Source organism: Streptomyces sp. NBC_00075, assembly GCF_045041225.1.
Lineage (GTDB): Bacteria > Actinomycetota > Actinomycetes > Streptomycetales > Streptomycetaceae > Streptomyces > Streptomyces adonidis.
On the sequence record NZ_CP108243.1, the window covers coordinates 1965660 to 1988975 of the forward strand.

The following is a 23316-nucleotide window of genomic DNA, read 5'->3' on the forward strand; positions in this document are numbered from 1 at the left end:
CCCTACTGGCTCTTCCACTTCTCGGTCCAGTAGGTGTCCCAGCCGGCCAGGAGCTCCTTGGGTGTCATCTTGCCGAGCAGCACCTTCTGGATCTCGGAGTCGGACTTCTGGATCCACTCGGTCCACCAGGAGGAGTTACGGGGCTGGGTGACCGTGATGTACGTGTCCGGGTTCTCGGTCATCTTCACGTAGCTCGCCCAGGCGCCCGTCTTGTAGAACGTGTCGTCGGCGGAGCTCTTGAGGATGGGGACGAGGCTGTTCTTCTTGTCGAAGGTGGTGGCCGCGTCGCCCTCGGAGAGGAACTCGATCAGCTTGACGGCCTCCGCCTTGTGCTTGCTGCCGGACGCGATGCCCCAGCCCGCGGTCGCCACCGGCTGCACGGCCTTGCCGCTGGGGCCGGTCAGCAGCGGCGCCGTATTCCATTGCTTCGTGGTGATCGACTTCGACTCCGCCACCGTGGCGATCACTTCGGGGTCCTGGAGGAGGAAGGCGGTCGAGCCGTTGGAGAAGCCCTCGACCATCTCCGGGTAGCCCCAGGCGACGGACGACGGCGGCGACGCCTTCTTGAAGAGCTTGAAGTACGTCTCCAGGGCGGTGAGCGCCTCCGGTGCCGAGAAGATCGTCTTCCCGTCGGTCAGCTTGAACCCGTTGTCCCGGTCGATCCTGTCGGCGACGTACGCCTCGATGACCGCTACGGCGTTGCTGTTGGCGTTCGTTCCGCCGCGGAAGGCGTAGCCGTACCGGCGCTTGTCGGGGTCCTGGATGGCGGTGGCCTGCTTGAGCAGGTCGTCCCAGCTCGCGGGCGGGGCGCTGAAGCCGGCCTCGGAGACCAGGTCGGTGCGGTAGTAGAGGCTGAGGCCGTAGAAGCCGTACGGGATGTAGTACGTCCGGTTCTTGGCGTCCTTCGCGTACTTGACAGCGTTGTCGGTCAGCGCGTCCCAGCCGCTCCAGCCCTTGAGGGGCTTGCTCATGTCGTAGAGCCAGCCGTTGGTCGACCACGGCCCGGCCGTGATGTCCCGGACCTCCATGGTGTCGATGCCGCTGCCGGACTGGAGCATCTGCTGGATCTTCTGGTCCGCCTGTTCGGTGGGCGGGGAGATCAGGTCGACCTTGATCTTGGGGTTCTGCTTCTCGAACTGGCCGATGAGGGTCTTCAGTACGGCCGTACGGGCCGGGTTGGTGAGGCTCTCGACCATGTGGAGCGTGACGGTTCCGTCGCTCGTGCCGGAGCCGCCGCCGACGGCACAGCCCGACGCCGTCAACGCGGTGGCGAGCCCGAGGGCGACCGCTGCTGCCTTTCTGCTGCTCAACACTGTGCTCTCCCAGTTCCGGGGGGTCTGTGATGGATCTGATGGATCTGATGGGTCACTGCGATGTGAGGTGTGCGTCGTGCTGGGTGCGGGCCCATGCGCCGAGCACCGGAACGCAGTGCTCGGCGAAGTACTCGAAGTCGGCGGCCGTGTTGTACACGTGCGTCGACAGCCGGAGGTAACCGACGCCTCCGAAGCTGGTGAAGGCGGCCTCGACGCCCAACTCCGCGGCGACACGGTCGCGCAGGGCGTCGGCGGCGGCATGGGTGGCGCCGAGACCGTCGGGGAGCCGGACCAGGCGCAGCGCGTTGACCGGCATGCCGACGTCAACCGAGCTGCTCTCCCCCGTGAGTTCGGCGAAGGCGTCGCCGACGATCCGTTCCGCGTAGTCGGCCAGCGTCCGCATGTAGGCGCGTGCTGTGTCCCAGCCCCAGGTGTCCTCGACGAAGCCGAGGGCGGTCGGCGCGGCGAGGTAGCTCGTGACGTCGACGGTGCCCTGGGTGTCGAAGCGGGCGGGGTACGGCTCCGGGGCGCCCCACGAGTCGATCAGCGGGTGGAGGTCGTCGCGGAGCGGACCGCGGGCGACCAGGGCCGCCGTACCGCGGGGCGAGCAGCCGAACTTGTGGAGGTTGCCGACCCACACGTCGCAGTCCAGCCCCGCGAGCGGATCCTCGGCCAGTCCTGGCACATGTGCGCCGTCCACCAGCAGCGGGATGCCGCGCTCACGCGCCACGCGTCCGATCCGCTCCACGGGCATCCAGCGGGCGGTCGCGGAGGTGATGTGGTCGAGGACGATCAGGCCCGTCGCGTCGGTGATCCCGGCGAGGACCGCCTCGTACGCCCGGTCCTCGTCCGCGTCGAGCGGAACGTGCGCGGTGCGGACGGTGCCGCCCCAGCGCCGGGCCAGGCGCTGCGCGCCCATGGTGACGGCGCCGTAGCCGTGGTCCGTCACGAGAACCTCGCCGCCCGGCCTCGCCGGTACGTTCGTGTAGACGACGCTCGCGCCGCCGCTGGCGTTCGGCACGAGGGCGAGGTCGTCCACGGCGACCCGCAGGAACGCGGCGACTTCGGCCCGGGCTGCCGCGACCCGGGCCGACAGCCCCGGGAACCACACGCCCGGCGAGCGGTCCATCTCCGCCCGCAGCCGGTTCTGCTCCTGCTGTGCGACGACCGGAACCGCCCCGAACGACCCGTGGTTGACGTGCTTGTGCGCGGGGTCCAGCGACCACGCCTCGGCCGCCGGTCTTCCGTCGGCGAGCAGCAGGGGGCTCGGCGCGGTGGTGACAGTGCTGACATCCAGCTCGCTCACGTATGACTCACGATCTCCTTGGCCCCACGACAGCAGGCCCACACATCGGACGGCAACGAAAATAGGTCAGATGACTTGCGGCGCATCGTGGCATCGAGGCCCTGGGACAGGCAAGGGGCCGGGGGCGTCGACATCAGACGGTCACGCGGAACGGAGGGGCGACCCGTACTCGTATCGCATCATTGAGCATCCAAAAAATGCCCTCTCACCTGCAAAGATGCCAATGGATGGGACTCGGTGACGCAATCCTCGGGGCGGTCGGCGACTTGATGGCGTCGTGACCGACCGATTACGTCCTCGAAATAAGTCATTGGATGACTTGAGGGGAGATGCCGTAACTCATCAGATGACTCTGTAGGCTGCCGAAGGCCGAGTGAAGCGGCCGAGTCCTCAGGAGGCGAAGAATGTCCGCAGTTGACCAGGCGTTCCACGGACTACGGCACATGATCTCCACCGGCCGCCTGGTGGCCGGGCAGCGCATCCCGCCGGAGGGCGAGCTGTGCGAGGAACTGGGCGTCTCCCGGGGCTCCTTGCGCGAGGCCGTGCGGATGCTCGCGGCCCTGCGGGTCATAGAGCCCCGGCACGGCTCGGGCACCTATGTCTCACAGCTGCGGCCGGAGGACATCGTGGGCAGCCTGTCGCTCACGGTCGATCTGCTGCCGCTCGCCGGACTGCTGGAGATGTACGAGATCCGGCGGATCCTGGAGTCCCACGCGGCGGCGCAGGCGGCGGCCCGGATGACCCCCGAGACACTGAAGTCGATCTTCGAGCACATCGAGGCGATGGAGGCGACCGAGGACCCGGAGCGGGTCTCCGCCCTCGACCAGAGCTTCCACGCTGAGATCGCCCGCGTCGGCGGAAACCCCACGCTCGGCTCGCTGCTCGGGGTGTTCCGGGCCCGGTCCCGCGCCTATCAGGTGTTCACGCTTCCCGACGGCCCGCACATCAAGCGCGCCAGCGACGAGGACCACCGCGCGATCGCCACGGCGCTCGCCAACCGCGATCCCGTCGCCGCCGCGGGCGCGGCCGCGGCCCACGTGGCCCATACGGAGAAATGGCTCACGGTCTTCCTCCAGCAGCAGCCGGCCGCCGACGGTGACGCGGGCGCCGCCCAGGAATAGCTGCCCCGGTCGGCGTTGTCCGGTGGTCGCCGCCGTGGCCGGGGGCAGCGTGCGGCGCTGTTCATTCGGACCGTCCCCCCGGACGGTCATGGCTGATGACCAGGTGTTCCAGGCGGTCGAACCGGTCGTGCAGGGCGCGGGCGGTGTCCTCGCACAGTTCGTGGGCGGTGTGCGCGAGGCGATGTCGGCGTTCCTCCTCCCGGCCGACGAACCAGGTGGCGAGGGCCGCGGTGACCATGCCGTACGTGGTGATGCCGACGACCATCACCACGGCGCCGACGATCCGGCCCCACAGGGTCACCGGGTAGAAGTCGCCGTATCCGACGGTCGTCGCCGTCTCGACCGACCACCACAGGGCCTTCGGGTACGACGTCAGGTTGGCGCCCCTGGCGCCCTCCTCGGCGGCCACGACCACCCACGAGCCGAGGAGCATCACCGCCCCGAGGGCCGCCGTGGCGCCGCCCGCCGCCTTCAGATGCAGCGAGCGGCCCTCACGGCCGAGGAGGAACTCGACCGTCCGGGTCCAGAACTGGGGCAGCATGCACCGGATCCTGCGGGACGGACGGCGCGCTGGCCGTGCGGGCGCGCGGCGGTGTGCGGGCATGTCATTCCATCGGCCGGTGCGGGGAGGGCGGCACGGGTGGGGCGGAGACGAAGGCGCGCGCGGGATCGGGGCGGGGTTGCCTTTCCTCGCCCCCGCCGCCCCTACCCATTCCCATCCCCAGGGGCTCCGCCCCTTCGACCCCGGTCAGGAGCGCGGCCTCCTGAACCCCCGACGGGGCGCTGCCCCTGCACCCCGGCGGGGACTGCGTCCCCTGCACCCCGCTCGGGGCTGCCTCCCTGAACCCCCGGCGGGGACTGCGTCCCCTGCACCGCGCTCGGGGCTGCCTCCCTGAACCCCCGGCGGGATCTGCATCCCCTGCACCCCGCGTCCGGGCGCGCGCCCGGACGTTCCGTGGGGGTGGGTCCCGCACATCCCGCTCGGGGGTGCGAGCCGGAACCCGGGGCGGGACTGCGCCCCTTGGTGGGGGTGGGGCTGCGCCTCCGGGGCTCCCGTGAGGGCTGCGTCCCGTGCGCCTCGCTTCGGACTGTGTACCTACCTGGAACCCCGCGGGCACCGCGCCCCCGTGGCGCTACCTCTGGGCTGTCTCCGCCTGCTTCGGGCGGGTGGCCATGGTCCTCAGGGTCTCGAAGGCCGTTGCCGTCTGGCTCGCCGGTTCGGCTTGGTAGACGACCAGTTGTTGGTGTGGGGATCCGTTTACCGTGAAGGCCGCGAATTTGATGTGCAGGTCGCCGACCTGGGGGTGTTTGAGGTGCTTGCCCTCTTGGGATTTGCCTTTCACGTCGTGTCGCTTCCAGAGTTCGGCGAATTCCTTGCTCTGGGCGGAGAGTTGCGTCACGAATTCGGCGATTCGGGGTGATTTGGGGTCGTGGCCGTAGGCGGCGCGGATTTCGGCGGTGCAGGAATGTGCGGCCCGCTCCCATTCCTGGTAGAACTCGCGGCCCGCCGGGTCGACGAACACCATGCGGGCGAGGTTGTCGAAGGCGTCGAAGCCGCTGTGGAGGGCCGTGGCCAGGGAGTTGCCCGCCAGGATGTCGAGGGCCGGGCCGACGACGAAGGCCGGGGTGTGCTCCCAGCCGTCCATCAGTTGCAGCAGTTGTTGGCTGACGGCCGTCTCGCCCCGGTCGCGCGGGCGTTGCGAGGCGGTGAGGCAGAGGCGGTTGAGGTGGTCGGTGGCTTCCGCGTCCAGTTTCAGCGCCTGCGCCACGGCGTCGAGGACCTGCGGGGACGGGCTGTTCTCGCGGCCCTGTTCCAGCCTGATGTAGTAGTCGGAGCTGACTCCGGCGAGCAGCGCGACTTCCTCTCGGCGCAGGCCCGGCACCCGCCGTCGCCCGTGTTCGGGCAGTCCCACGTCGTGCGGCTTCAGGGCTTCTCGGCGGGCTCTGAGGAAATCACCCAGGGGTGTCCCGTTGCTCATGGGGCAAGACTACAAACCTTCGCCTCCATGGGGGCTCGCCGATCCTGGGTGTAATACACCCACCGTCGGCCGAACTCCGCCCGCCCTTCTCCGCCTAGCCTTGACGGTATGGACAACGACATTCGGCATGACCCGGTTGGAGGGCTGGGTCCGTTCCTCCGCTCCCGTAGGGAACGCCTCAGCCCTGACGCGGCGGGCCTGTCCGGCGCCGGCCGGCGGAGGGTGCCCGGTCTGCGGCGTGACGAGGTCGCGACGCTCGCCGGTGTCAGCCCGAGCTACTACAGCCGGCTGGAGCAGGGCCGTGAGCTGAGCCCCTCACCCCGAGTGCTGGAGGCCCTCGCCCGCGCCCTGCGCCTCGGGGACGAGGACAAGGGGGAACTCTTCCGGCTGGCGCAGCCGGCGGCCCGGCGTACGAAATCCCCGGTTCGGGTCGAGCGGGTCCGCCCGCACCTGCGGCAGCTGATCGAGAGCTGGACCGCGACACCGGCCTTCATCATCGGCCACGCCCAGGACCTGCTGGCCACGAACGCCCTGGCCGACGCCCTCTACGGCGACTTCGCCCAGCACGACAACGTACTGCGCATGCTCTTCCTCGACCCCACGGCCAAGACCTTCTACCGGAACGCGGAGCGGGCCAGGCACCGTGCGGTCGCCGACCTTCAGCGGACCGCCGCGAGCACCCCCGAGGATCCCCGGATCCTGGAGCTGGTCGGTGAACTGTCGGTGCGCAGCGGCGAGTTCCGCGCTCTGTGGGCACGCGAGTACACCCGGGTCCCGCCCTACGACGTCAAGCATGTGCGCCACTCCGTCGTGGGAGACCTGGAGCTGCGGCACGAGGCGCTCAGCATCCGCAGCGTCCCGGGACAGCAACTCGTCGTCCTCCAGGCCGAGCCCGGCTCCCCCTCCGCCGACGGGCTTGCTCTGCTGGGTTCCGTCAGCGCACCCGAAGCGCCTCGCCTTTCCTAGCCTTTCCTACCTTTCCTGGCCTTTCCTAGGTGTGGGACTCCCAGGAGAAGCGCGGCCTTCATCATTCCTGGGCCGACGGGCAGACTCGAATTCGTCAACAGGAGATCTCCGAAAAGGGGATCCGAAAAAGACGAAAGAGGTTTTCCCATGGCTACGTGGTTCGTCACCGGCGCCTCCCGTGGAATCGGTGCGGAAATCGCCCGTGCCGCCCTGGCGGGAGGCAACGATGTCGTGGTCGCCGCACGGAATCCGGAGCGCGTGCCGGACGATCTGAAGAACTCCGACAAGGTCTTCGCGGTCGCCCTGGACGTCACGGACAACGACAGCATCCCGCAGGCGGTCGAGGCCGCCGTGGAGCGGTTCGGCGGCATCGACGTCCTCGTCAACAACGCCGGCCGGGGTCTGCTCGGCGCGCTGGAGGAGATCACCGACGCGGAGGCCCGGTCGCTGTTCGACCTCAACGTCTTCGGGCTGATCAACGTCACCCGCGCCGTGCTGCCCGTGATGCGCAAGCAGGGCTCGGGCCGGCTGGTGCACATCGGTTCCCGCTCCGGGTTCGAGGGCGAGCCCGGTGTCAGCCTGTACTGCGCGTCGAAGTTCGCCGTCGCCGGCATCAGCGAGGCGCTCTCCGTCGAGATGGCCCCGTTCGGGATCCAGTCGATGGTCGTCGAACCGGGCGTGTTCCGTACGGACTTCCTCGACGCCAGTTCCCTGTCGGTCGCCGCGGACCGTATCGCCGACTACGACGACACCCCGGCGCACGTGACGCTGGACTGGATCGACCGGGCCAACCACGCCCAGCTCGGCGACCCCGTCAAGGGTGCCGCGCTCATCGTCGAGGCCGCCTCCACGGAGAAGCTGCCCACACATCTCTACCTCGGGCGCGACACCTTGGAGCGGCTGGACGTCAAGTATCAGCAGGTGCAGGAGGATCTCGCCGCCTGGCGCGAGAAGTCCGCCGCCACCGGCCATGACGACGTCGCCTGACGCATCGTCAGAGATCGGTCCCAGAAACCGGAAATCGGTCCCAGAAACCGTACCCAGCAAAGAGATCGAGGTTTTGTGATGTCCGCTGCCCTGCTCACCGGCACGCCCCTGGCCGGCCGTGACGCCGTCGTCTCCGGTGCCTCCAGCGGCATGGGTGCCGTCACCGCCCGGCGCCTCGCCGAACTCGGCGCCACCGTGGTCGTGTTGGCCCGGCGGAAGGAGCGTCTCGACAGTCTGGTCAAGGAGATCGAGGCCGGTGGCGGCTCCGCGCTCGCCCTGGCCGTCGACGTGACCGACCGTGCCGCCGTCCGGAGCGCCGCCGACCGGGTCGCCGCCCGCTTCGGCAAGGCCGATCTGGTGTTCAACAACGCCGGGGTCCAACTCATCTCCGGCATCGAGGAGTTGAAGGTCGACGACTGGCAGCGCCAGATCGACCTCAACATCGGCGGCCTGATGAACGTCATCGCCGCGTTCCTCCCCCACCTCACCCATTCCGCCGCCCAGGGCAGGCCCGCCGACCTGATCAACACCTCGTCCATCGCGGCGACCCGCATCCTGGCGAAGTTCTCCGTCTACTCCGGCACCAAGGCGTACATCAGCCATCTCACCCGGCTGCTCCGCGTCGAACTCGGTCCCAAGATGGTCCGCGTGGCCACGATCGAGCCCGGCATGGTCGAGACCGAACTCCCCGACCACGTCACCGACCCGGACGCCTCGAAACTGATGGCGGACCTCATCCACGACATCGACTGTCTGAAGTCCGCGAACATCGCGGAGACCGTCGCCTTCATGGCCGCCGTCCCGCGCCATGTCAACCTCACCGAGATCACCGTCATGCCCACCGCGCAGGCGATCTGAGGTCGTCCGTGCGGACGCGAGGGGCGCTCGGCGGGCAGCCTGAACGAGGCCGCCCGCCGGGCTACGTCGCCTGGAACTACGTCACTTGACGGAATCGGTCGAACTCGCGCCCGTCTAGCTTCGGTTGCGTGGCCACAGCGGCCCGGTACGCGGAAGGAGCGGTCGATGAGCGCGAGTTCGGGATCGAGGAACGTCGTCCTCGTCCACGGAGGTTTCGTGGACGGATCAGGCTGGCAGGGGGTCCACGAGATCCTCGAGCAGGACGGGTACAACGTCAGCGTCGTCCAGAATCCGACGCTGTCCCTCGAGGGGGACGCCGCCGCGGTACGGCTCGTACTGGACGCGCAGGACGGCCCGGTCGTCCTGGTGGGGCATTCGTACGGCGGCGCCGTCATCTCGCAGGCGGGCACCCATCCGAAGGTGGCGGCGCTGGTCTACATCGCCGCGTTCGCGCCCGACAAGGGCGAGTCGGTGAACACGCTCATCGCCGACCCGCCGCCGGGCGCCCCGGTCCCGCCCATCCTGCCGCCCAGGGAGGGCTTCCTGTTCCTGGACCCGGAGAGGTTCGCGGAGGCCTTCGCCGCCGATCTGCCCGCCGGGCAGGCGGCGTTCCTGGCCGACTCCCAGGTCCCGTGGGGCGTCGACGCCCTCACCGGTGCCGTGGTCGAGCCCGCCTGGCGGGTGAGGCCGAGTTGGTACCTCGTCGCCACCGACGACCGGATGATCCCGCCGCCCGCTCAGCGCGTGATGGCGGAGCGGGCGGGCTCCCAGGTCGTCGAGGTCGCCGGCAGCCACGCGGTCTACGTGTCGCGGCCGACCGAGGTGGCCGCCTTGATCAAGCAGGCCGCCGACCACTGATCACGGGCACGCCCCCACCCCCCTTTTCCTCGCCGTCTCCCCCGGCCACAAGGCGCCCCACAGGGTGCTGACCGGCCGGCGCACCCGGGCGTAGAGTGCAGCGGGCGTTAGGGGGACGCGGATGGACGGTGGGGGCTCCTTACCAGCGGATACGGCGGGTACGACGGGTGCGGCCGGGCAGTTGATCGGGCGCGAGCGCGACCTGGAGCTGGTGCGGGGGTTCGTCGTCGGGGCCATGCACTCCGGCGGCGCGCTCCTGCTGTCCGGGGAGGCCGGCGTCGGCAAGACGGTCCTGCTGGACGCCGCGGCCACACAGGCTCATGACCTGGGCTCGCGTGTCGTACGGGCCGCCGGTGTGGAGTTCGAGAGCACCGTGAGTTTCGCGGGGCTTCATCAGGTGCTGCGCCCGTTGCTGGCCGGGCTCGAGCGGCTGACCGATCCGTACCGCGGTGCGCTGAGCGTCGCGCTGGGCCTGGCCGACGGGGCGCCGTCCGATCAGCTCCTGGTGTCGAACGCGACGCTGACCCTGCTCTCCGAGGCCGCCGCCGAGCGCCCGTTGCTGGTGATCGTGGACGATCTGCCGTGGCTGGACCGGGCCAGCGCCGTGGTGCTCGGCTTCGTCGCCCGCCGGCTCGACGGCAGCCGGGTCGGTCTTCTCGGCGCGTACCGCTCGTACGAGGGCAGCTTCTTCGAGCGCGGCGGGGTGCCCGAACACGACGTACGGCCCCTCGACGCGACCGCAGCGGCGGAGTTGATCCAGGACCGCTTCCCCTCCCTGGCACCCCGGATGCGCGATCGGCTGCTGGCCGAGGCACAGGGCAATCCGCTGGCCCTGTTGGAGCTGCCCATCGCCCTCAGCGGCAGTCGGCGCTCCGGAGCCGGGGTACCCGACGTCCTGCCGTTGAGCCGCCGGCTCCAGGCCGTGTTCGCCTCCCGTGTCGAGGCCCTGCCCGAGGCCACGCGGCTGCTCCTGCTCTACGCGGTCCTGGACGGCACCGGTGACCTGCGGGTCCTGGCGTCGGCCGGGTCCGAGGAAACCGGAATGGAGGATCTGGCCCACGCGGAGCGGGCCGGCCTGGTGCGTGTGGACGACCGCACCAGCAGGCTGGCGTTTCGCCATCCCCTGACGCGATCCGCGGTCGTGGAGCTGTCGACCAGCGACCAGCGGCGCAAGGTCCATCGCGCGCTGGCCGAACACCGGGCCGACCGGCCCGAGCGGCGCGCCTGGCATCTCGCCCACGCCACCGTCGAACCCGCGGAGGACGTCGCGCGGCTGCTGGAGGGGGTCGCGCACGACATCGTGCGGCGCGGCGACGCGGGCGGCGCCATCGCCGCGCTGCTGCGTGCCGCGGAACTGAGCCCCCGTGGCTACGACCGCGGCCGCCGGATCGCCGAGGCGGCCTACCTCGGCGCGGATCTGACCGGTGATCTGCGTGATGTGCCCCGACTGCTCGAAGAGGCCCGCCAGGCCGACGGCGGACGCGCGGGGCCGCTGGTCGCCGCGGTCGCCGCCGCCCATCACATCCTCCTCAGCGGCGAGGGCGACCTCGACACCGCCCACCGTCTGCTCGTCGGCGCGATCGAGATGCAGCACCAGCCGTACGACGCGACCGACGACACCATGATCGAGGCGCTGTACACCCTGGCCTGGGTGTGCCACGGCAGGCAGCGCGCCGAGCTGTGGGAGCCCCTCCACCGGGCACTCGGCCTGCTGAAACCGCAGGTCCCGGACCGGCTGGCCCTCATCATCGGCACGATCGCCGATCCTGCGCGCACCGCACCGCCCGCGCTCGAAGGGCTCGACGAGGTCATCGCCTCGCTCGACCAGGAGATCGACCCGGTCCGGATCGTCCGGATCGCCATGGCGTCCGTGTACGTCGACCGGCTGGCCGGGTGCAGAACGGCGCTGCGGCGGGTGCTCCGCGACGGGCGGGACAGCGACTCGGTCACCCTGGAACTCCAGGGGCGGCTCTTCCTCGGCCGGGACCGGTTCGCGGCGGGTGAGTGGGACGAACTGGAGGCACAGGCCGAGCAGGGCCGACGCCTCGGGGAGACCCACAGCTACCGGTTGTTGTCGACGGACTTCGCGTACCAACGGGCCCTGGTCGCCGCCGCGCGCGGTGACGAATCCGCGACCAGGGCGCTGACGGACGAGATGACCCTGTGGGCCGCGCCCCGCCAGGTCGGCTTCTTCCTGTCGTGCGCCTCGCACGCCAGGGCGCTCGCCGCGCTCGGCCGGGCGCGGTTCGAGGACGCCTACCGGCATGCGTCCGCGATCAGCGGCGCGGGAGAGATCGCCTCGCACGTGCCCACCGCGCTCTTCGTCGTCATGGACCTCGTCGAGGCCGCGGTCCGAACGGGCCGGGGTGCGGAGGCGGTGGCTCATGCGGCGGCGGCACGTGAGTCGGGCATCGGCGCGATCTCGCCCCGGCTCGACATGGCCGTGCAGGCGTCGGCGGCGATCGCCGCCGCCGATCACGGCACCGCGGTCGACCGGTTCGAGGAGGCGCTCGCGGTTCCCGGTACCGACCGCTGGCCGTTCGAGCTGGCTCGGGTTCGGCTGGCCTATGGTGAGCGGCTCCGGAGGGCGAGGTCGACGACGGAGGCGCGTGCGCAACTCGGGGCCGCGCTCGACGCCTTCGAGCGGCTCGGCGCGCGCGCCTGGACGGCCCGGGCCGGCAACGAGCTACGGGCGACCGGGCAGTCCGCCCGACGCCTCGATCGCCACGGGCCGGTGTCGCTGACCCCACAGCAGCGGGAGATCGCCCTGCTCGCGGCGGCCGGTCTCACCAACAAGCAGATCGGCGAACGGCTCTTCCTCTCCCCGCGCACCGTCTCGACCCATCTGTACCAGCTCTTTCCCAAGTTGGGGGTGACGTCCCGGGCGGCGCTGCGGGACGCGTTGGCGCGGCAGTCTCCGGACTAGGCGGTGGGAGGGCGTGGTCGAGGCGGTTGGGGGGTGCGCTGCTTTTTCTCGCCCCCGCCGCCCCTACCCGTCCCATCCCTGGGGGCTGCGCCCCCAGACCCCCGCTCCGGCCCTGAACGGGCCTTGTCCTCAAACGCCGGACGGGCTGAAATACCGGCCGGCGTCGGAGGACGAGCGCGTTCAGCACGACCCACCCGCGCCCGCCCCCTCCAGCCCGTCCGGCGTTTGAGGACGAGGCCGTTCAGGCCGATGGCGGGGGTCTGGGGGCGGCAGCCCCCAGGGATGGGAACGGGTAGGGGCGGCGGGGGCGAGGGGCTGTTCAGGTGGACGGGGTGTTCAGGACGTGGTCGCGGGAGGCGTGTACCTCGTTGCGCAGGGCGGTGAGGTCTACGTCCAGGACCTGGGCGTTCCACTTGCGGGGTTCGCCGTTGATGAGGACGGCGCTGATGTTGCGGGCGTCGGAGCCCAGCACAACCGTGCCGATCGGGTCGTTGAGCGGCATGTTGTTGAGGTCCTCGGCCCGGATGACCAGCAGGTCGGCCTTCTTGCCCGGGGTGAGTGAGCCGGTGACGGCTGCCAGGCCGTTCGTCCGGGCGCCCTGGAGGGTGGCGAAGTCGAGGACGTCGTACGTGGTGATGCGGGAGGGCTCCACGTCGGTGCCGTAGGCGGCGTTGACCGCGCGCATCCGCTGGATGGCGTGCAGGGCCCGCATCTGGGTGAACATGTCGCTGGCCAGGGCGACTTCGACGTCGATGCTCAGTCCGGGGCGGATGCCGACGGCGAGGGCCTCGTCGGCGGCGGGGATCGCGGTCTCCAGGCCGATCTGCGCGTCGGAGGTCGGGGCGAGGGCCACCGTGGTGCCGGACTCCCCCATCGCCTTCCAGGCCTCGGGGGTCAGTCCGGTGGAGTGGATCAGAGTGACGTCGGGGCCCAGAACGCCGTCCTTGGCCCAGCGCAGGACCGCCTCGGAGCCGGACGCGCCGAAGACTGCGTCGACGCTCACTCCGATGCCCAAGTCCTTGGCGACGCGGGCGAGTTCGGGGCCGTACGCGAGTGCCGGGCCCGCGATCTCGTCGGTGGCCAGGGTCGCCAGGCGCAGGGTGAGCAGCTGGTCGTCGCTGCTGAAGTACGTGTCCTTCATGCGGGTCAGGTCGCCGGGCCACTGGCGGTCCCACTCGCCGAAGTGCGGGCCCATGGACGCGTGCACGCCTCGGATGCCGGTGTCGACGAGAGCCTCGACGGCGGCGTCGGAGTGCTCGGCGGTGCGGGAGTTGTGGGAGAAGTCGAGCATCGTCGTGATGCCGCTGTCGATCGCGGTCAGGGCGGCCAGGCGAGTGCCGGTGTACATGTCCTGGGGCCGGTAGACCGTGGCGTAACCGGCGAGGGTGGCCATGACGTAACCGCCGAGGTCGTCGACGTCCGGCATGATCCGGCGCAACTGGGCCTCCCAGGCGTGCCGGTGGGTGTCGACGAAGCCGGGGGTGAGGACCGTACCGGTGGCGTCGACGACCACGGCGTCGCCCGCGTCGAGGTCGCGGCCGACGGCGGTGATGGTGTCGCCCTCGACGAGGACGTCACCGCCGTCGATGACGCCGAGACCGGGGTCCATGGTGACGACGGTCGCGCCGGTGAACAGGATGCGCCGCCGGTCGGCGGGGCGGCGCCGAAGCTCTTCGAGGACGGCGGTGCTGGTGGTGTCGTTGGCGTTGCTGGTCATGGGAGGTCTTCCTTCGGCTTTCGATTCGGCGGGGAGGGGAGGTGGGGGGAGGGATGGTGGGGAGGTGGGGTGGGGAGGTCAGGCGAGCTTCATGACGTAGCCCGCGTGGTGCAGTTCGTCGTACTGGAACGCTCCGTAGGCCCAGAAGCCGAGGTCGTCCAGGTAGTCGATGCGGTCGCCGTCGATCCAGTAGCGGCCCTGGTAGGCGTGCGGGCGTCCGCCCCGGGTCTCGTCGTAGCGGCCGTCTGCGGTGAGTTCCTGGTGCAGGAAGTCGTTCCGGTCGATCCAGACGCCGACGCGCGGGCTGCCGGTCAGGTCGGCGGCGGCCGGGATGCCCGTCTCGGGGGCGGTGACGCGGCCGGGGACGTCGGTGCCGGCCCACAGGACCGGGCTGCCGGCCGCGACGAGGGCGCGGATCTGCTCCGGCCGGGTGAAGAGGGCGGCCACGGCGCGGGGCACGTCGACGGCGAGTTCGTCGGGCAGGACCAGGAAGTCGGGGGTGTTGCCCGGGGTCAGTGTCGCGACGAACTCCGAGCGGTGGCCACGGCCGCCGGTCAGCGCCACGGTGTCCACGACGGCGGGGGCGATGGTCAGGCCGGTGCAGTCGACGACGATGGCGTTGTCGTCCCCCGCCGCGGTGATGATGCCGGGTCCGACCCCGACGACCAGGGCGCCGACGAACAGCAGGTCGGCGCCGGTCATGGTCCCGATCAGCGGGTCCGCCGTCAGGATGCGGGCGTTGGTGAACAGGACGGGACGCCCCTCGTCGTTCGAGAGGATCTCGGCGAGGGCCTCGGGGTTCCAGCCCACGGCGCCGGAGTCAGGGTTGGTGGCGGTGTCGGAGATGGCGTGGGTGACGGTCATCGCGTCCTCCTCGGTGGATTCGTCTCGTCGGTGTCACCGCTGCGCGAACTGAGCGCCGGTACAGGTCCCGAGGCGAGTGTTTCGGCAGCCGCTGCGGCTGCTCGACCACCAGATTCGTCGCGCCGGGGAATCGGAACCAGGCCGCGGTTTCCCCAGGTGTCACGCACCCAGGATCCGGCCCCCGCGTACGAGGGAGTGAGCCCGGGGAGGTCGCTCGCGATGGTGGGTGTGCGGCACCCAGGAGGCGCCCACCTGGGGAGACGGCGGCCTGGTCGCCCCCGGCCGGCGGGGCGATCGTAGAGCCATGACCAGCAACGACGCGCCCCGCGCCCCGCACCCGTACGTCGGGATGTGGGTGACCGCCGACGGGTTCATCCGCCAGGAACTGCTGCCGAACGGCCGCTACGACGAGGCCCGCGGCAACCGCCGCAGCGCCTACACCGGCAGCTACACCGTCACCGGCGACCACATCGACTACGTCGACGACACCGGCTTCACCGCCACGGGCGATGTCCGTGACGGTGTCCTCTTCCACGAACACCTGGTGCTCTACCGCGAGGGCGCGGAGCCCGCCCGGCGGTGAACCGGAGCGCCCGGCGTCGCCAGGGCGCCGGGGGGGGGCGGGCCAGGGTGACGGTCGGGGCTGGGGCCGCGATCGGGGTCGAGTGTGCCGTGGTCGGGTCGGGGCCGGGGGGCCGGGCCGGGGGCCAGGCGCGCCGCAGACGGTGGAGCCAGGGGCGCCGGGGCCCGGGCCACGATCGGGCCGGGGGGGCCGGGGCGCCGCAGCCCGGGCTGGGGTCACGGTCAGGGCCGCAGCCTCGGCCACGACTGGGGGCGGGGCCGGGGGCGCGGCCGGGCCTCCGCCATAGGGACCGGGCCGCCGTCGTCAAGGCCAGGGCCACAGCCCCACGGTCAGACCCAGGGCCGCGGCATCAGCCACGACCGGGCCGCCACCATCGAGGCCGGGCCGCCACCAAGACCGGGTCCGAAGCCGCCACCATCGGAACCGGGCCGCGGACGTCAAGACCGGGTCCGAGGCCGCCACCGTCAAAACCAGGGCCACAGCCCCGCGGCCAGACCCAGGGCCGCGGCATCAGCCACGACCGGGCCGCCACCATCGAGGCCGGGCCGCCACCAAGACCGGGTCCGAAGCCGCCACCATCGGAACCGGGCCGCGGACGTCAAGACCGGGTCCGAGGCCGCCACCGTCAAAACCAGGGCCACAGCCCCGCGGCCAGACCCAGGGCCGCGGCATCAGCCACGACCGGGCCGCCACCATCGAGGCCGGTGCGCCGCCGTCAAGGCCGGGTCCGGGGCCGCCACCATCGGGACCGAGCCGCGGACGCCAAGACCGGGTCCGAGGCCGCCACCATCGGGACCGAGCCGCCGCCGTCAAACCAGGGCCGCCGCCATCAAAGCCAGGCAACCCATCGACACCGATGGGTTGTTCATGCGCTGCGGCGTCAGGATCCCGCCACGACCGGCCCCGTGTCCGTCCCCACCGGAGTGAAGGCGACGTCCAGGCGCGTGAGCCCGCGGAAGTTCAGGCTGCGCTGCCACTTCGGGGGCTCGGTGCCGTCTAGGCGGAGGTTCGGGAGGCGGTTGAGGAGGGTGTCCAGGACGATCTCGCCCTCCATGCGGGCCAGTGCCGCGCCGAGGCAGAAGTGCGGGCCGTGTCCGAAGGACATGTGCCGGCCGCCTGAGCCGGAGCGTTCGAAGTCCAGCGTGTGGGGGTCGGGGAAGACAGCCGGGTCCCGGTTGGCGGCGCCGCACACCAGCAGCACCGTCTGCCCCTCCTCGATGGCGCGGCCCGCGAGGTCCAGGTCGTGCCGGGCGCGGCGCAGCATCAGCTGTACCGGGGCGTCGTAGCGCAGGAGTTCCTCGACGGCTGCGGGCATCAGCTCGGGTTTGGCGCGCAGTCGGTCGGCGGCGTCCGGGTCTCGGAGCAGGGCGAGGGTGGCGTTGCCGATGAAGTGGGTGGTGGTCTCGTGGCCGGCGATCAGCAACAGGGCGCAGTTGGCGAGGAGTTCGTCGAGGTCCTGGTCGTTGTTGCCGGCCTGGGCGTTCACCATCGCGCGCAGGGTGTGGGGAGTCGGCGTGGCGTCCTGGCGGGTGAGGAGTTCCCGCAGGTACGCGAGCATGTCCGCCATGCTCTGCGAGGCCTCGCGGTTGCGGTCCTCGTCGAGCCGGGAGTTGCCGATGGCCTCGGCGACCGGCTCGGACCACGCGGCGACGGCGGCGCGGTCCTCCTCCGGTACGTCGAGCAGGTCGCAGATGATGGTCAGAGGGAGGGGCTTGGCGAGGTCCGCGACGATGTCCATACGGCCGGTCGGCGCCGCCTCGGCGATGATCCGGTCGACGGCCTCGACGATCCGCGCGCGCAGTGCCGCCACCGCACGCGCGGTGAACGCCTTGCCGATCAGGGCCCGGAGCCGGGCGTGGTCAGGGGCGTCGTTGTAGAGCATCTGTCTGCTCAGGACCCGGGCGAGCGGCCGTAGTTCCTCGGGGACGGCCTCGATGTCGGGGTAGCGCACCGAGGACAGGCCGGGCGCGTTCGCGGCGCTGCTGACCACGGCGTGCCCGGTCGCGATCCAGGCGCCCGTGCGGCGGTCCCAGAACAGGTCGTCGGCGCTACGGAGTTCTTCGTAGAAGTCGTAGAGACGCTCTTGGACCTTGGGACGAAACGCCGACAGAAGTGAGGAAGGGGTGCTCATCGGGCCATCCTTTCAGTCCTGTCGGCCCGGAGATCACCGGGTGCCGAGCCGTGGACGACTGTCCCTGGACGTCTATCCGATGTGGACCACTCGCGCCCAGTCGGGCGGTGAGTCCGGTACGTAGTCGTCGTCGCCCTCGCTCTCGCCCCACCGCCTGGCCGTGGGCTGCCGGGGGAACAGGCCCACCACCGTCCGGCACGGCGGCCGGGTCTCCGGCCAGGGTGTCTGACCGTCGGTCAGGACCACGACGGCGTCGGGGCGCGGGTTGGCCCTCAGCGCCTTGGCGAAGCCGGTGCGCAGGTCCGTACCCCCGCCGCCCAGCAGGGGAATCCCCTCGGCGCTGCACAGCGGGTGCACGAACTGGGCCGACGCGTCGCACGGCACCACGGTGACCAGGTCCCGTCGGCCGCCCACCGCGCGGGAGATCGCCGCGACCTCCAGGAGCGCGCTGCCCAGTTCTGCGTCGCTGACCGACCCGGAGGTGTCGATGACCACGCAGACCCGGGGCGGTCTGCGCAGCAGGCTCGGCAGGACGACGCCGGGCAGCCCGGCCGAGCGGCGCGACGGCCGGCCGTACGTGTAGTCCTCGCCGACGCCACCGCTCGAGGCCGCCGAGCGGACCGCCGCGCCCAGCAACTCCCGCCAGGGCTGCGGCGGATGGAACGCCTCCTCCGCCCAGCGCCGCCATCCCTTCGGGGCGTGCCCGGGGCGGCCGTTGATGCCCTGCGCCACCCGGAAGCGGACCGCGTCCCGTTCCTGCTCGCTCAGGCCGTGCGCGCCGTCGGGGCCGAGATCCCATTCCCGGCCGAGTCCGTCGGCGCCGCTGCCGCAGTCCAGCCAGTACAGGCCCATCATGTTGGGTGCGAGCTTGAACCGGGTCAGGTACTCCTCCATGAGCAGGCCTTGCGGAAGCCCCGCCGATCCTGGCTGGACGGCGCCTTCGGGGTGGACGAGCCCGTCGCCGAACACGTCGTCGTTGATCTCGAAGTCCGCGGCGATGTTCATCCGCAGTCGTTCCCCGGGGCCGGTCAGCCCGTGCTCGCGGGCGAAGCGGTCGCTGCGGCCATGGTGGTCGCGCAGCAGGTGCGACACCTCGTGCACCCACACCCCGGCCAGTTCCTCGACCGGCATCCGGTCCACGAACGCCGGCGAGACATAGCACCGCCAGTGCCGGTCGACGGCCATCGTCGGGACCTGCCGCGACTCGACGGGGTGCAGGGCGAACAGGGCCGTGGCCAGGTACGGACGGGCCCGCACGGCGTGCAGTCGGGCGGCGAAGAGTTTGCCGAGGTCCAGAGCGCCCGGTGCTTCAGTGTTCATCGGCCGCCCTCCGCTCCCGCCCCGGTCCGGGCCGCGACACGGTCCGCCGCCCGGTCCGCCCGCCGGGACAGGGACACCACACCGGCGAGCTGCTCGATCGCCGTCGGGACGTCCCAGTCCTCCTGCCGCAGCGAGGCCAGTGTGGTCGCCGGGACGACCACCAGGTCCGGGGCCCCGGTCTCCAGCGCCCGGACGAGCAGCGCCCACGCCGCGTCCCAGCGGGACTTGTCCGGGCGCCCCCGGACGGCCGCCACCACGCCGTCGAGCACGGCCTGGCGCAGATCCCCGCGCTCGGGCAGTTCGGCACTGGCCGGGTCGGCGAGCAGCGACTCGGGGTCCGGGAGGTCCAGCCGGTCCAGGCTCGCCATCAGCTCCAGCCCCGGGCCGTCCCCGACCGCGCCCCTGACCAGCAGCGAGAGCACTTCCCGGGAGGAACCGGCGGCGGTCACGAAGGCGATCAGGCTCAGGGTCATGTCCCAGCTGCGGGGTGACGGCCAGGCCCCGCCCCGGCGCGTCTCGTTGCTGGGCAACTGGTGTACGAGTTTGGGGCGGGCGGCGAGCAGCGCGCACACCGCGCGGCGGGCGAAGTCCACGGCCTCGGGCAGCTTCTCGGGGTCGAGCCGGGGCAGCGTGGCCCGGGGCCAGGTCCCGCCGAGGCCGCGTACGACGACCTCGTGGTCGTGGGTCCACCGGAGATGGACGAAGCGGTTGGCGAGCGGCGGGCTCAGTTCCCAGCCGTCGGCGGCCGAGGACCGGGGGTTGGCGGCGGCCACGATCCTTACGCCGGGCGGCAGTTGGAGGGCGCCGATCCGCCGTTCCAGGACCAGCCGGAGCAACGCGGCCTGAACTGCGGGCGGCGCGGTGGACAGTTCGTCGAGGAACAGCAGTCCCCGGCCGGCCCGTACGAGTCGTACCGCCCAGTCCGGTGGGGCCATCGGCACACCGTGCGTCGCGGGGTCGTCGCCGATGACAGGCAGCCCGGAGAAGTCGGACGGCTCGTGGACACTCGCGATCACCGTGGTGACGGGCAGGTCCAGGGCGGCGGCCAGCTGTGTGAGGGCCGCGGTCTTGCCGATCCCCGGTTCGCCCCACAGCAGCACGGGCAGATCGGCGGCCACGGCCAGCGTCAGTGCCTCCAGCTGGATGTCGGGGCGGGGTTCGGTCGTGGTGTCGCGAAGCAGGGTCAACAGGTCGGCGGCGATGTCGAGTTGGGGGGTGGGGGGTAGGGCCGAGGCGGACTCGGGGGTGGCGAAGGAAATGTCTGTGGGCATGTTTGATCACCTTTGGGTTCGTAGTAACTAGCAGCGATTCAGGGGAACTTGGAGCGACTCTCAGTGAGTTCGGCGGCCGTGAGGGCGGCCCCGGGATCCAGGTCCCGGTCCGGGTCCAGGTCCGGGCCCGGCTCCGATCAGACCCGCCCTGAACAGTCCGTACGTGATCCGCCGCTCGGCGGCCCGCTCCAGCTCGTCGCGCAGGGCACCGCCCCGCAGCACCGCCTCAGGGCCCAGCAGTCCTTCTACGACGGCCAGCGCACCGGCGATGTCGCCGTGGTCCAGGCGCTCGCGGACGCCGGTGAGGCAGTCCGGGTGGCGGTGGGCCTCGTCGATGGCGCGCAGACAGGGCATCGGGGTGCCGGTCAGCTCGGCCAGGAGTTCTTCCCGGCGTAGCTCGGCCGGGTCGTGGTCCAGCGGGGAGAGCACCCCGTCGACCAGGGCGATCCGGTGGCGGGCGCCCCGGCACTCGACGAGGCGTGGCTCGCCCGCCCGGTCCGGGATCCGGGGCGGGCCGGCCGGCGGACGGTCCGGACGGTCCGGTACGAGTGCCGAGGCGACCAGCGGGTGCAGCCGGTCCACCTCGATCGCGCCGGCCCGGAGCAGCTCCAGGTCGGGCGGTACCCAGGTCGACGCGTCCGGCAGGACCGGGAGCCCGGAGGCGTGGCTGCCCTTGGGCGCCTCCGTGATCCGCAGCGCGGGCGGGGCGCCGCCGTCCGGGGCCGCGACCAGTTCCAGGAGCAGTCGGCGCCTGGCCCCGAACCGTACGGTGACGGCGCCCGCGCCGGTGCCGGTGGACCGTCCGTCGGCGTCGAGCAGCAGCTCCGCCTCGGCCGCCCACCGGTCCACGGCACAGCGGCGCCCCTGCGGGACCCGGTCCAGCAGATCCGGGGCCGGTGCGGGACCGTCGCCGCCGGGCGGCCGGTCGGCCCCGGACCGGGTCCGCAGCTCATCGGTTCTGCGCGCGTCCCAGAGGTGGCGATGCAGGTCGAGGCGGAACCGTCGGCTGGGGTGGGGGTGCGGATGGCGGCGGGCGCCCGCATCGGCGTGGGAGGCGAGGAAACCGTAGGAGCTGTGAGAGCCGAAGGAACTGTGAGACCCGTAGGAGCCGTGCGCGCCGCGGAAGCCGTCCCACAGCGTGAGGCTGATCCGCTGGCCGGCGTCCGCCCAGGCGGGCGGGGTCCGGGCCACGAGGTGCACCGGGTGGGCGCCGGGCTGCCCGGTGGCGTCGTACCGGGCCAGGCTGATCGTCAGTCCCGGGCGCAGGAGTCCGTCGGGGGCGATCCTCGGCAGGTGCCAGCGCAGCAGGTCGGGTGCCAAGTGGCGGAGATCGGCGCGGAGTCGGGCGGCGAGTTCGCGGCCGTGGGTGCGGGCCACAGACCGTGAGTTCAGGTCGACGTCGACGCCCGCGGCGGCACACGCGCCCGCCCAGTCCCCGGCCAGACGGCGCGCGGTCGCGGTCTCGATCATGGACGGAGGCACGGCGAACTGTCGTACGCGCGGCCAATAAGAGAGGTGGGTGTCCCCGGACGCGTGGCGAGTGAGCATCAGCACTCACCTTGCGCGGACGGGACCCCCGATCTGTCAACGGAGTCAGTAGTCATCGTGCGGGACCGTACCGACCCCCGGCCGTGGTCCGCCACCTCTTTTCCGCTCGACCATTACCTCTCAAATGCTGCAAATCACCATCAATAGATTTCGCTACAAGTTCCGAAATTATTCGTGACGGCGGTGCCACTCGACCGAAATACCTCGCTCATACCTTTTCGCCATCAGTCACTGGCACACCCCCTGCACAGGAGTCCCGAGTGTCCATACCCTCCAGACGCGGCGCCCTGAAGCTGACCGCGGGCCTCGCTCTCGCGGGCGCCTTCGCCCTCACGGGCTGTGGACGCAGCGACGACACCGCCGCCGCGACAACCACCGCCGAACCCGTCGACAGCTCCCCGGCCACCGGCACTGTCACCGTCTGGGCCGCCCAGGGCGACGCCGACGTGCTCGACAAGGTCATCAAGCCCTTCAAGGCCGCGAACCCCGACGTCACCGTGAAGCTGACCCTGATACCGAACGGCGAGTACTACACCAAGCTCCAGTCGGCGATCGCGGCGGGCAAGGGGCCCGATGTCGCCCAGTTCTTCCCCGAGTCGCAGGCGCAGTTCCTCGACCCGGCGATCCTCCGGCCCGTCCCGGACGGCCTCGTCGACAAGTCGGCCTTCTTCGAGAGTCTCTGGGCCGCGGGCGTGGCCGGAAACGTCGCCTACACGGTGCCCTGGTACGCGTACACCTACGCGCTCGTCTACCGCGCCGACCTCGCCAAGAAGGCGGGCGTGAGCGTGCCGACCAAGTGGGACGAGACGGTGCCGTTCCTCAAGGCGCTCCAGGGCGCGGGCGCCAAGCGCGGTCTCGGGGCCGACATCGGCTGGGACATCTTCAACGGCCAGGACGTCGCGATGTACGCCTGGCAGGCCGGCGGCTCGCTGCTCTCCTCCGGCGGGAAGTGGACCCTCGACACTCCGGCGATGGTCGACGCGCTCCAGTACAACGCGTCGTTCTTCACCTCCGGCGTGGCCGACACCAGCGGGCCCACGTTCCTCGACGCGCAGCCGTACTTCGTGTCCGGGAAGACCGCCATGATGATCACCGGGCCGTGGGTCGTCGGCCAGCTCGACGCAGCCGCGAAGAAGGACGGCTGGACGGCCGCCAATGTCGCCACCGCGCCGCTGCCCGCCGGATCCTCGGGCAGCAAGTCCTTCTCCGCCGGGGGCAGTTGGGGTGTCCTCGCGGGCGACGGCGACGCGGACGCGTCGTGGAAGCTGGTCCGGTATCTGACGGAGCCGAGCACGCAGGTCGCGCAGTACAAGGCGTACAGCTCGCTGCCGGCGGTCATCTCCGCCTGGGACGACCCGGCGATCGCGGACCAGCCGCTCCTCGACGCCTTCCTCACCCAGCTGAAGAACACCGAGGCGTTCCCCCAGGTGAGCACCTGGCAGCAGGTCGCGACGCGGCTCGGCAAGGAGATGGAGGCCGTGGCCAAGGGCAAGGAGACCGCCGCGAAGGCCGCCGCGAACGTCCAGTCGTACGCCGACAGCCTCGGCGCGGGCACGAAGTGAGCCGCC

Annotated in this window: 18 protein-coding genes; 8 read left to right on the plus strand and 10 right to left on the minus strand. The window is 71.4% G+C overall.

Features of this window, described 5'->3' with window-relative positions; genetic code table 11:
- Positions 1–2: 2 nt before the first annotated feature.
- Together OG787_RS08465 and OG787_RS08470 are read right to left on the minus strand one after the other, a co-directional pair.
- Positions 3–1310 carry a sugar ABC transporter substrate-binding protein gene (locus OG787_RS08465; RefSeq protein WP_369030391.1) on the minus strand — a complete coding sequence of 436 codons (1308 nt, stop codon included), beginning with the start codon at positions 1308–1310 and terminating at the stop codon, positions 3–5.
- Positions 1311–1365: 55 nt separating this feature from the next.
- Positions 1366–2619, minus strand: coding sequence for an aminotransferase class V-fold PLP-dependent enzyme (locus tag OG787_RS08470; RefSeq protein WP_405534763.1), 1254 nt, complete (start codon positions 2617–2619; stop codon positions 1366–1368).
- Positions 2620–3023: 404 nt separating this feature from the next.
- Here OG787_RS08470 and OG787_RS08475 point away from each other — a divergent pair, with 404 nt between their 5' ends.
- On the plus strand, positions 3024–3740 hold the full coding sequence (locus OG787_RS08475; RefSeq protein ID WP_369030393.1) for a FadR/GntR family transcriptional regulator: 717 nt from the start codon (positions 3024–3026) through the stop codon (positions 3738–3740).
- Positions 3741–3801: 61 nt separating this feature from the next.
- On the opposite strand, the gene OG787_RS08480 is transcribed toward OG787_RS08475, so the two are convergent.
- Both OG787_RS08480 and OG787_RS08485 read right to left on the minus strand, forming a co-directional pair.
- Positions 3802–4281 (minus strand): potassium channel family protein, encoded by a 480-nt coding sequence (locus tag OG787_RS08480; protein WP_405534764.1) that lies wholly within the window; start codon positions 4279–4281, stop codon positions 3802–3804.
- Positions 4282–4873: 592 nt separating this feature from the next.
- Positions 4874–5719, minus strand: coding sequence for a helix-turn-helix transcriptional regulator (locus OG787_RS08485; protein WP_405534765.1), 846 nt, complete (start codon positions 5717–5719; stop codon positions 4874–4876).
- Positions 5720–5827: 108 nt separating this feature from the next.
- Between OG787_RS08485 and OG787_RS08490 the strand changes: the two genes are divergently transcribed.
- The 5 genes from OG787_RS08490 to OG787_RS08510 all read left to right on the plus strand — a co-directional run bounded on the left by OG787_RS08490 (position 5828) and on the right by OG787_RS08510 (position 12314).
- Positions 5828–6685: a helix-turn-helix transcriptional regulator gene (locus tag OG787_RS08490; RefSeq protein ID WP_405534766.1), complete on the plus strand. Its 858-nt coding sequence runs from the start codon at positions 5828–5830 to the stop codon at positions 6683–6685.
- 147 nt (positions 6686–6832) lie between these two features.
- On the plus strand, positions 6833–7672 hold the full coding sequence (locus tag OG787_RS08495) for an SDR family NAD(P)-dependent oxidoreductase (RefSeq protein WP_369030397.1): 840 nt from the start codon (positions 6833–6835) through the stop codon (positions 7670–7672).
- A 75-nt stretch (positions 7673–7747) separates the two neighbouring features.
- Positions 7748–8530 carry an SDR family oxidoreductase gene (locus OG787_RS08500; protein ID WP_405534767.1) on the plus strand — a complete coding sequence of 261 codons (783 nt, stop codon included), beginning with the start codon at positions 7748–7750 and terminating at the stop codon, positions 8528–8530.
- A 165-nt stretch (positions 8531–8695) separates the two neighbouring features.
- Positions 8696–9388 carry an alpha/beta fold hydrolase gene (locus tag OG787_RS08505; protein WP_405534768.1) on the plus strand — a complete coding sequence of 231 codons (693 nt, stop codon included), beginning with the start codon at positions 8696–8698 and terminating at the stop codon, positions 9386–9388.
- 121 nt (positions 9389–9509) lie between these two features.
- Positions 9510–12314, plus strand: a complete 2805-nt coding sequence (locus OG787_RS08510; RefSeq protein ID WP_405534769.1) for an ATP-binding protein — start codon at positions 9510–9512, stop codon at positions 12312–12314.
- 319 nt (positions 12315–12633) lie between these two features.
- Here OG787_RS08510 and OG787_RS08515 read toward each other — a convergent pair whose 3' ends face one another.
- Both OG787_RS08515 and OG787_RS08520 read right to left on the minus strand, forming a co-directional pair.
- The gene (locus OG787_RS08515) at positions 12634–14031 is read right to left on the minus strand and encodes an amidohydrolase family protein (protein WP_405534771.1); all 1398 of its coding nucleotides are present in this window, start codon (positions 14029–14031) and stop codon (positions 12634–12636) included.
- Positions 14032–14109: 78 nt separating this feature from the next.
- Complete coding sequence (locus OG787_RS08520) at positions 14110–14895, minus strand: Atu4866 domain-containing protein (RefSeq protein ID WP_405534772.1); 786 nt, start codon at positions 14893–14895, stop codon at positions 14110–14112.
- 304 nt (positions 14896–15199) lie between these two features.
- Between OG787_RS08520 and OG787_RS08525 the strand changes: the two genes are divergently transcribed.
- Positions 15200–15478: an Atu4866 domain-containing protein gene (locus OG787_RS08525; RefSeq protein WP_405534773.1), complete on the plus strand. Its 279-nt coding sequence runs from the start codon at positions 15200–15202 to the stop codon at positions 15476–15478.
- Positions 15479–16358: 880 nt separating this feature from the next.
- Here OG787_RS08525 and OG787_RS08530 read toward each other — a convergent pair.
- The 4 genes from OG787_RS08530 to OG787_RS08545 all read right to left on the minus strand — a co-directional run bounded on the left by OG787_RS08530 (position 16359) and on the right by OG787_RS08545 (position 21748).
- The gene (locus tag OG787_RS08530; protein ID WP_405534774.1) at positions 16359–17609 is read right to left on the minus strand and encodes a cytochrome P450; all 1251 of its coding nucleotides are present in this window, start codon (positions 17607–17609) and stop codon (positions 16359–16361) included.
- Positions 17610–17681: 72 nt separating this feature from the next.
- Positions 17682–18929: a DUF2201 family putative metallopeptidase gene (locus OG787_RS08535; RefSeq protein ID WP_369030404.1), complete on the minus strand. Its 1248-nt coding sequence runs from the start codon at positions 18927–18929 to the stop codon at positions 17682–17684.
- Entirely contained in the window at positions 18926–20200 is a 1275-nt protein-coding gene (locus OG787_RS08540) for an AAA family ATPase (RefSeq protein WP_405534775.1), read from the minus strand. The genes OG787_RS08535 and OG787_RS08540 overlap by 4 nt, the downstream gene beginning before the upstream one ends.
- A gap of 60 nt (positions 20201–20260) precedes the next feature.
- A complete protein-coding gene (locus tag OG787_RS08545; RefSeq protein WP_405534776.1) occupies positions 20261–21748 on the minus strand; it encodes a hypothetical protein in 1488 nt (495 codons plus the stop codon).
- Between the two features lie 260 nt (positions 21749–22008).
- Here OG787_RS08545 and OG787_RS08550 point away from each other — a divergent pair, with 260 nt between their 5' ends.
- Positions 22009–23310 (plus strand): extracellular solute-binding protein, encoded by a 1302-nt coding sequence (locus OG787_RS08550; protein WP_405534777.1) that lies wholly within the window; start codon positions 22009–22011, stop codon positions 23308–23310.
- The last annotated feature ends 6 nt before the right edge of the window (positions 23311–23316 follow it).

Excerpts from the sequence above, each read along its gene's own strand:
- OG787_RS08510 (WP_405534769.1), top strand. The coding sequence starts at position 9,510 with ATGGACGGTGGGGGCTCCTTACCAGCGGATACGGCGGGTACGACGGGT.
- OG787_RS08535 (WP_369030404.1), bottom strand. The coding sequence starts at position 18,929 with ATGAACACTGAAGCACCGGGCGCTCTGGACCTCGGCAAACTCTTCGCC.
- OG787_RS08490 (WP_405534766.1), top strand. The coding sequence starts at position 5,828 with ATGGACAACGACATTCGGCATGACCCGGTTGGAGGGCTGGGTCCGTTC.
- OG787_RS08520 (WP_405534772.1), bottom strand. The coding sequence starts at position 14,895 with ATGACCGTCACCCACGCCATCTCCGACACCGCCACCAACCCTGACTCC.
- OG787_RS08530 (WP_405534774.1), bottom strand. The coding sequence starts at position 17,609 with ATGAGCACCCCTTCCTCACTTCTGTCGGCGTTTCGTCCCAAGGTCCAA.
- OG787_RS08485 (WP_405534765.1), bottom strand. The coding sequence starts at position 5,719 with ATGAGCAACGGGACACCCCTGGGTGATTTCCTCAGAGCCCGCCGAGAA.
- OG787_RS08540 (WP_405534775.1), bottom strand. The coding sequence starts at position 20,200 with ATGCCCACAGACATTTCCTTCGCCACCCCCGAGTCCGCCTCGGCCCTA.
- OG787_RS08545 (WP_405534776.1), bottom strand. The coding sequence starts at position 21,748 with ATGCTCACTCGCCACGCGTCCGGGGACACCCACCTCTCTTATTGGCCG.
- OG787_RS08505 (WP_405534768.1), top strand. The coding sequence starts at position 8,696 with ATGAGCGCGAGTTCGGGATCGAGGAACGTCGTCCTCGTCCACGGAGGT.
- OG787_RS08480 (WP_405534764.1), bottom strand. The coding sequence starts at position 4,281 with ATGCTGCCCCAGTTCTGGACCCGGACGGTCGAGTTCCTCCTCGGCCGT.
- OG787_RS08515 (WP_405534771.1), bottom strand. The coding sequence starts at position 14,031 with ATGACCAGCAACGCCAACGACACCACCAGCACCGCCGTCCTCGAAGAG.
- OG787_RS08525 (WP_405534773.1), top strand. The coding sequence starts at position 15,200 with ATGACCAGCAACGACGCGCCCCGCGCCCCGCACCCGTACGTCGGGATG.
- OG787_RS08475 (WP_369030393.1), top strand. The coding sequence starts at position 3,024 with ATGTCCGCAGTTGACCAGGCGTTCCACGGACTACGGCACATGATCTCC.
- OG787_RS08495 (WP_369030397.1), top strand. The coding sequence starts at position 6,833 with ATGGCTACGTGGTTCGTCACCGGCGCCTCCCGTGGAATCGGTGCGGAA.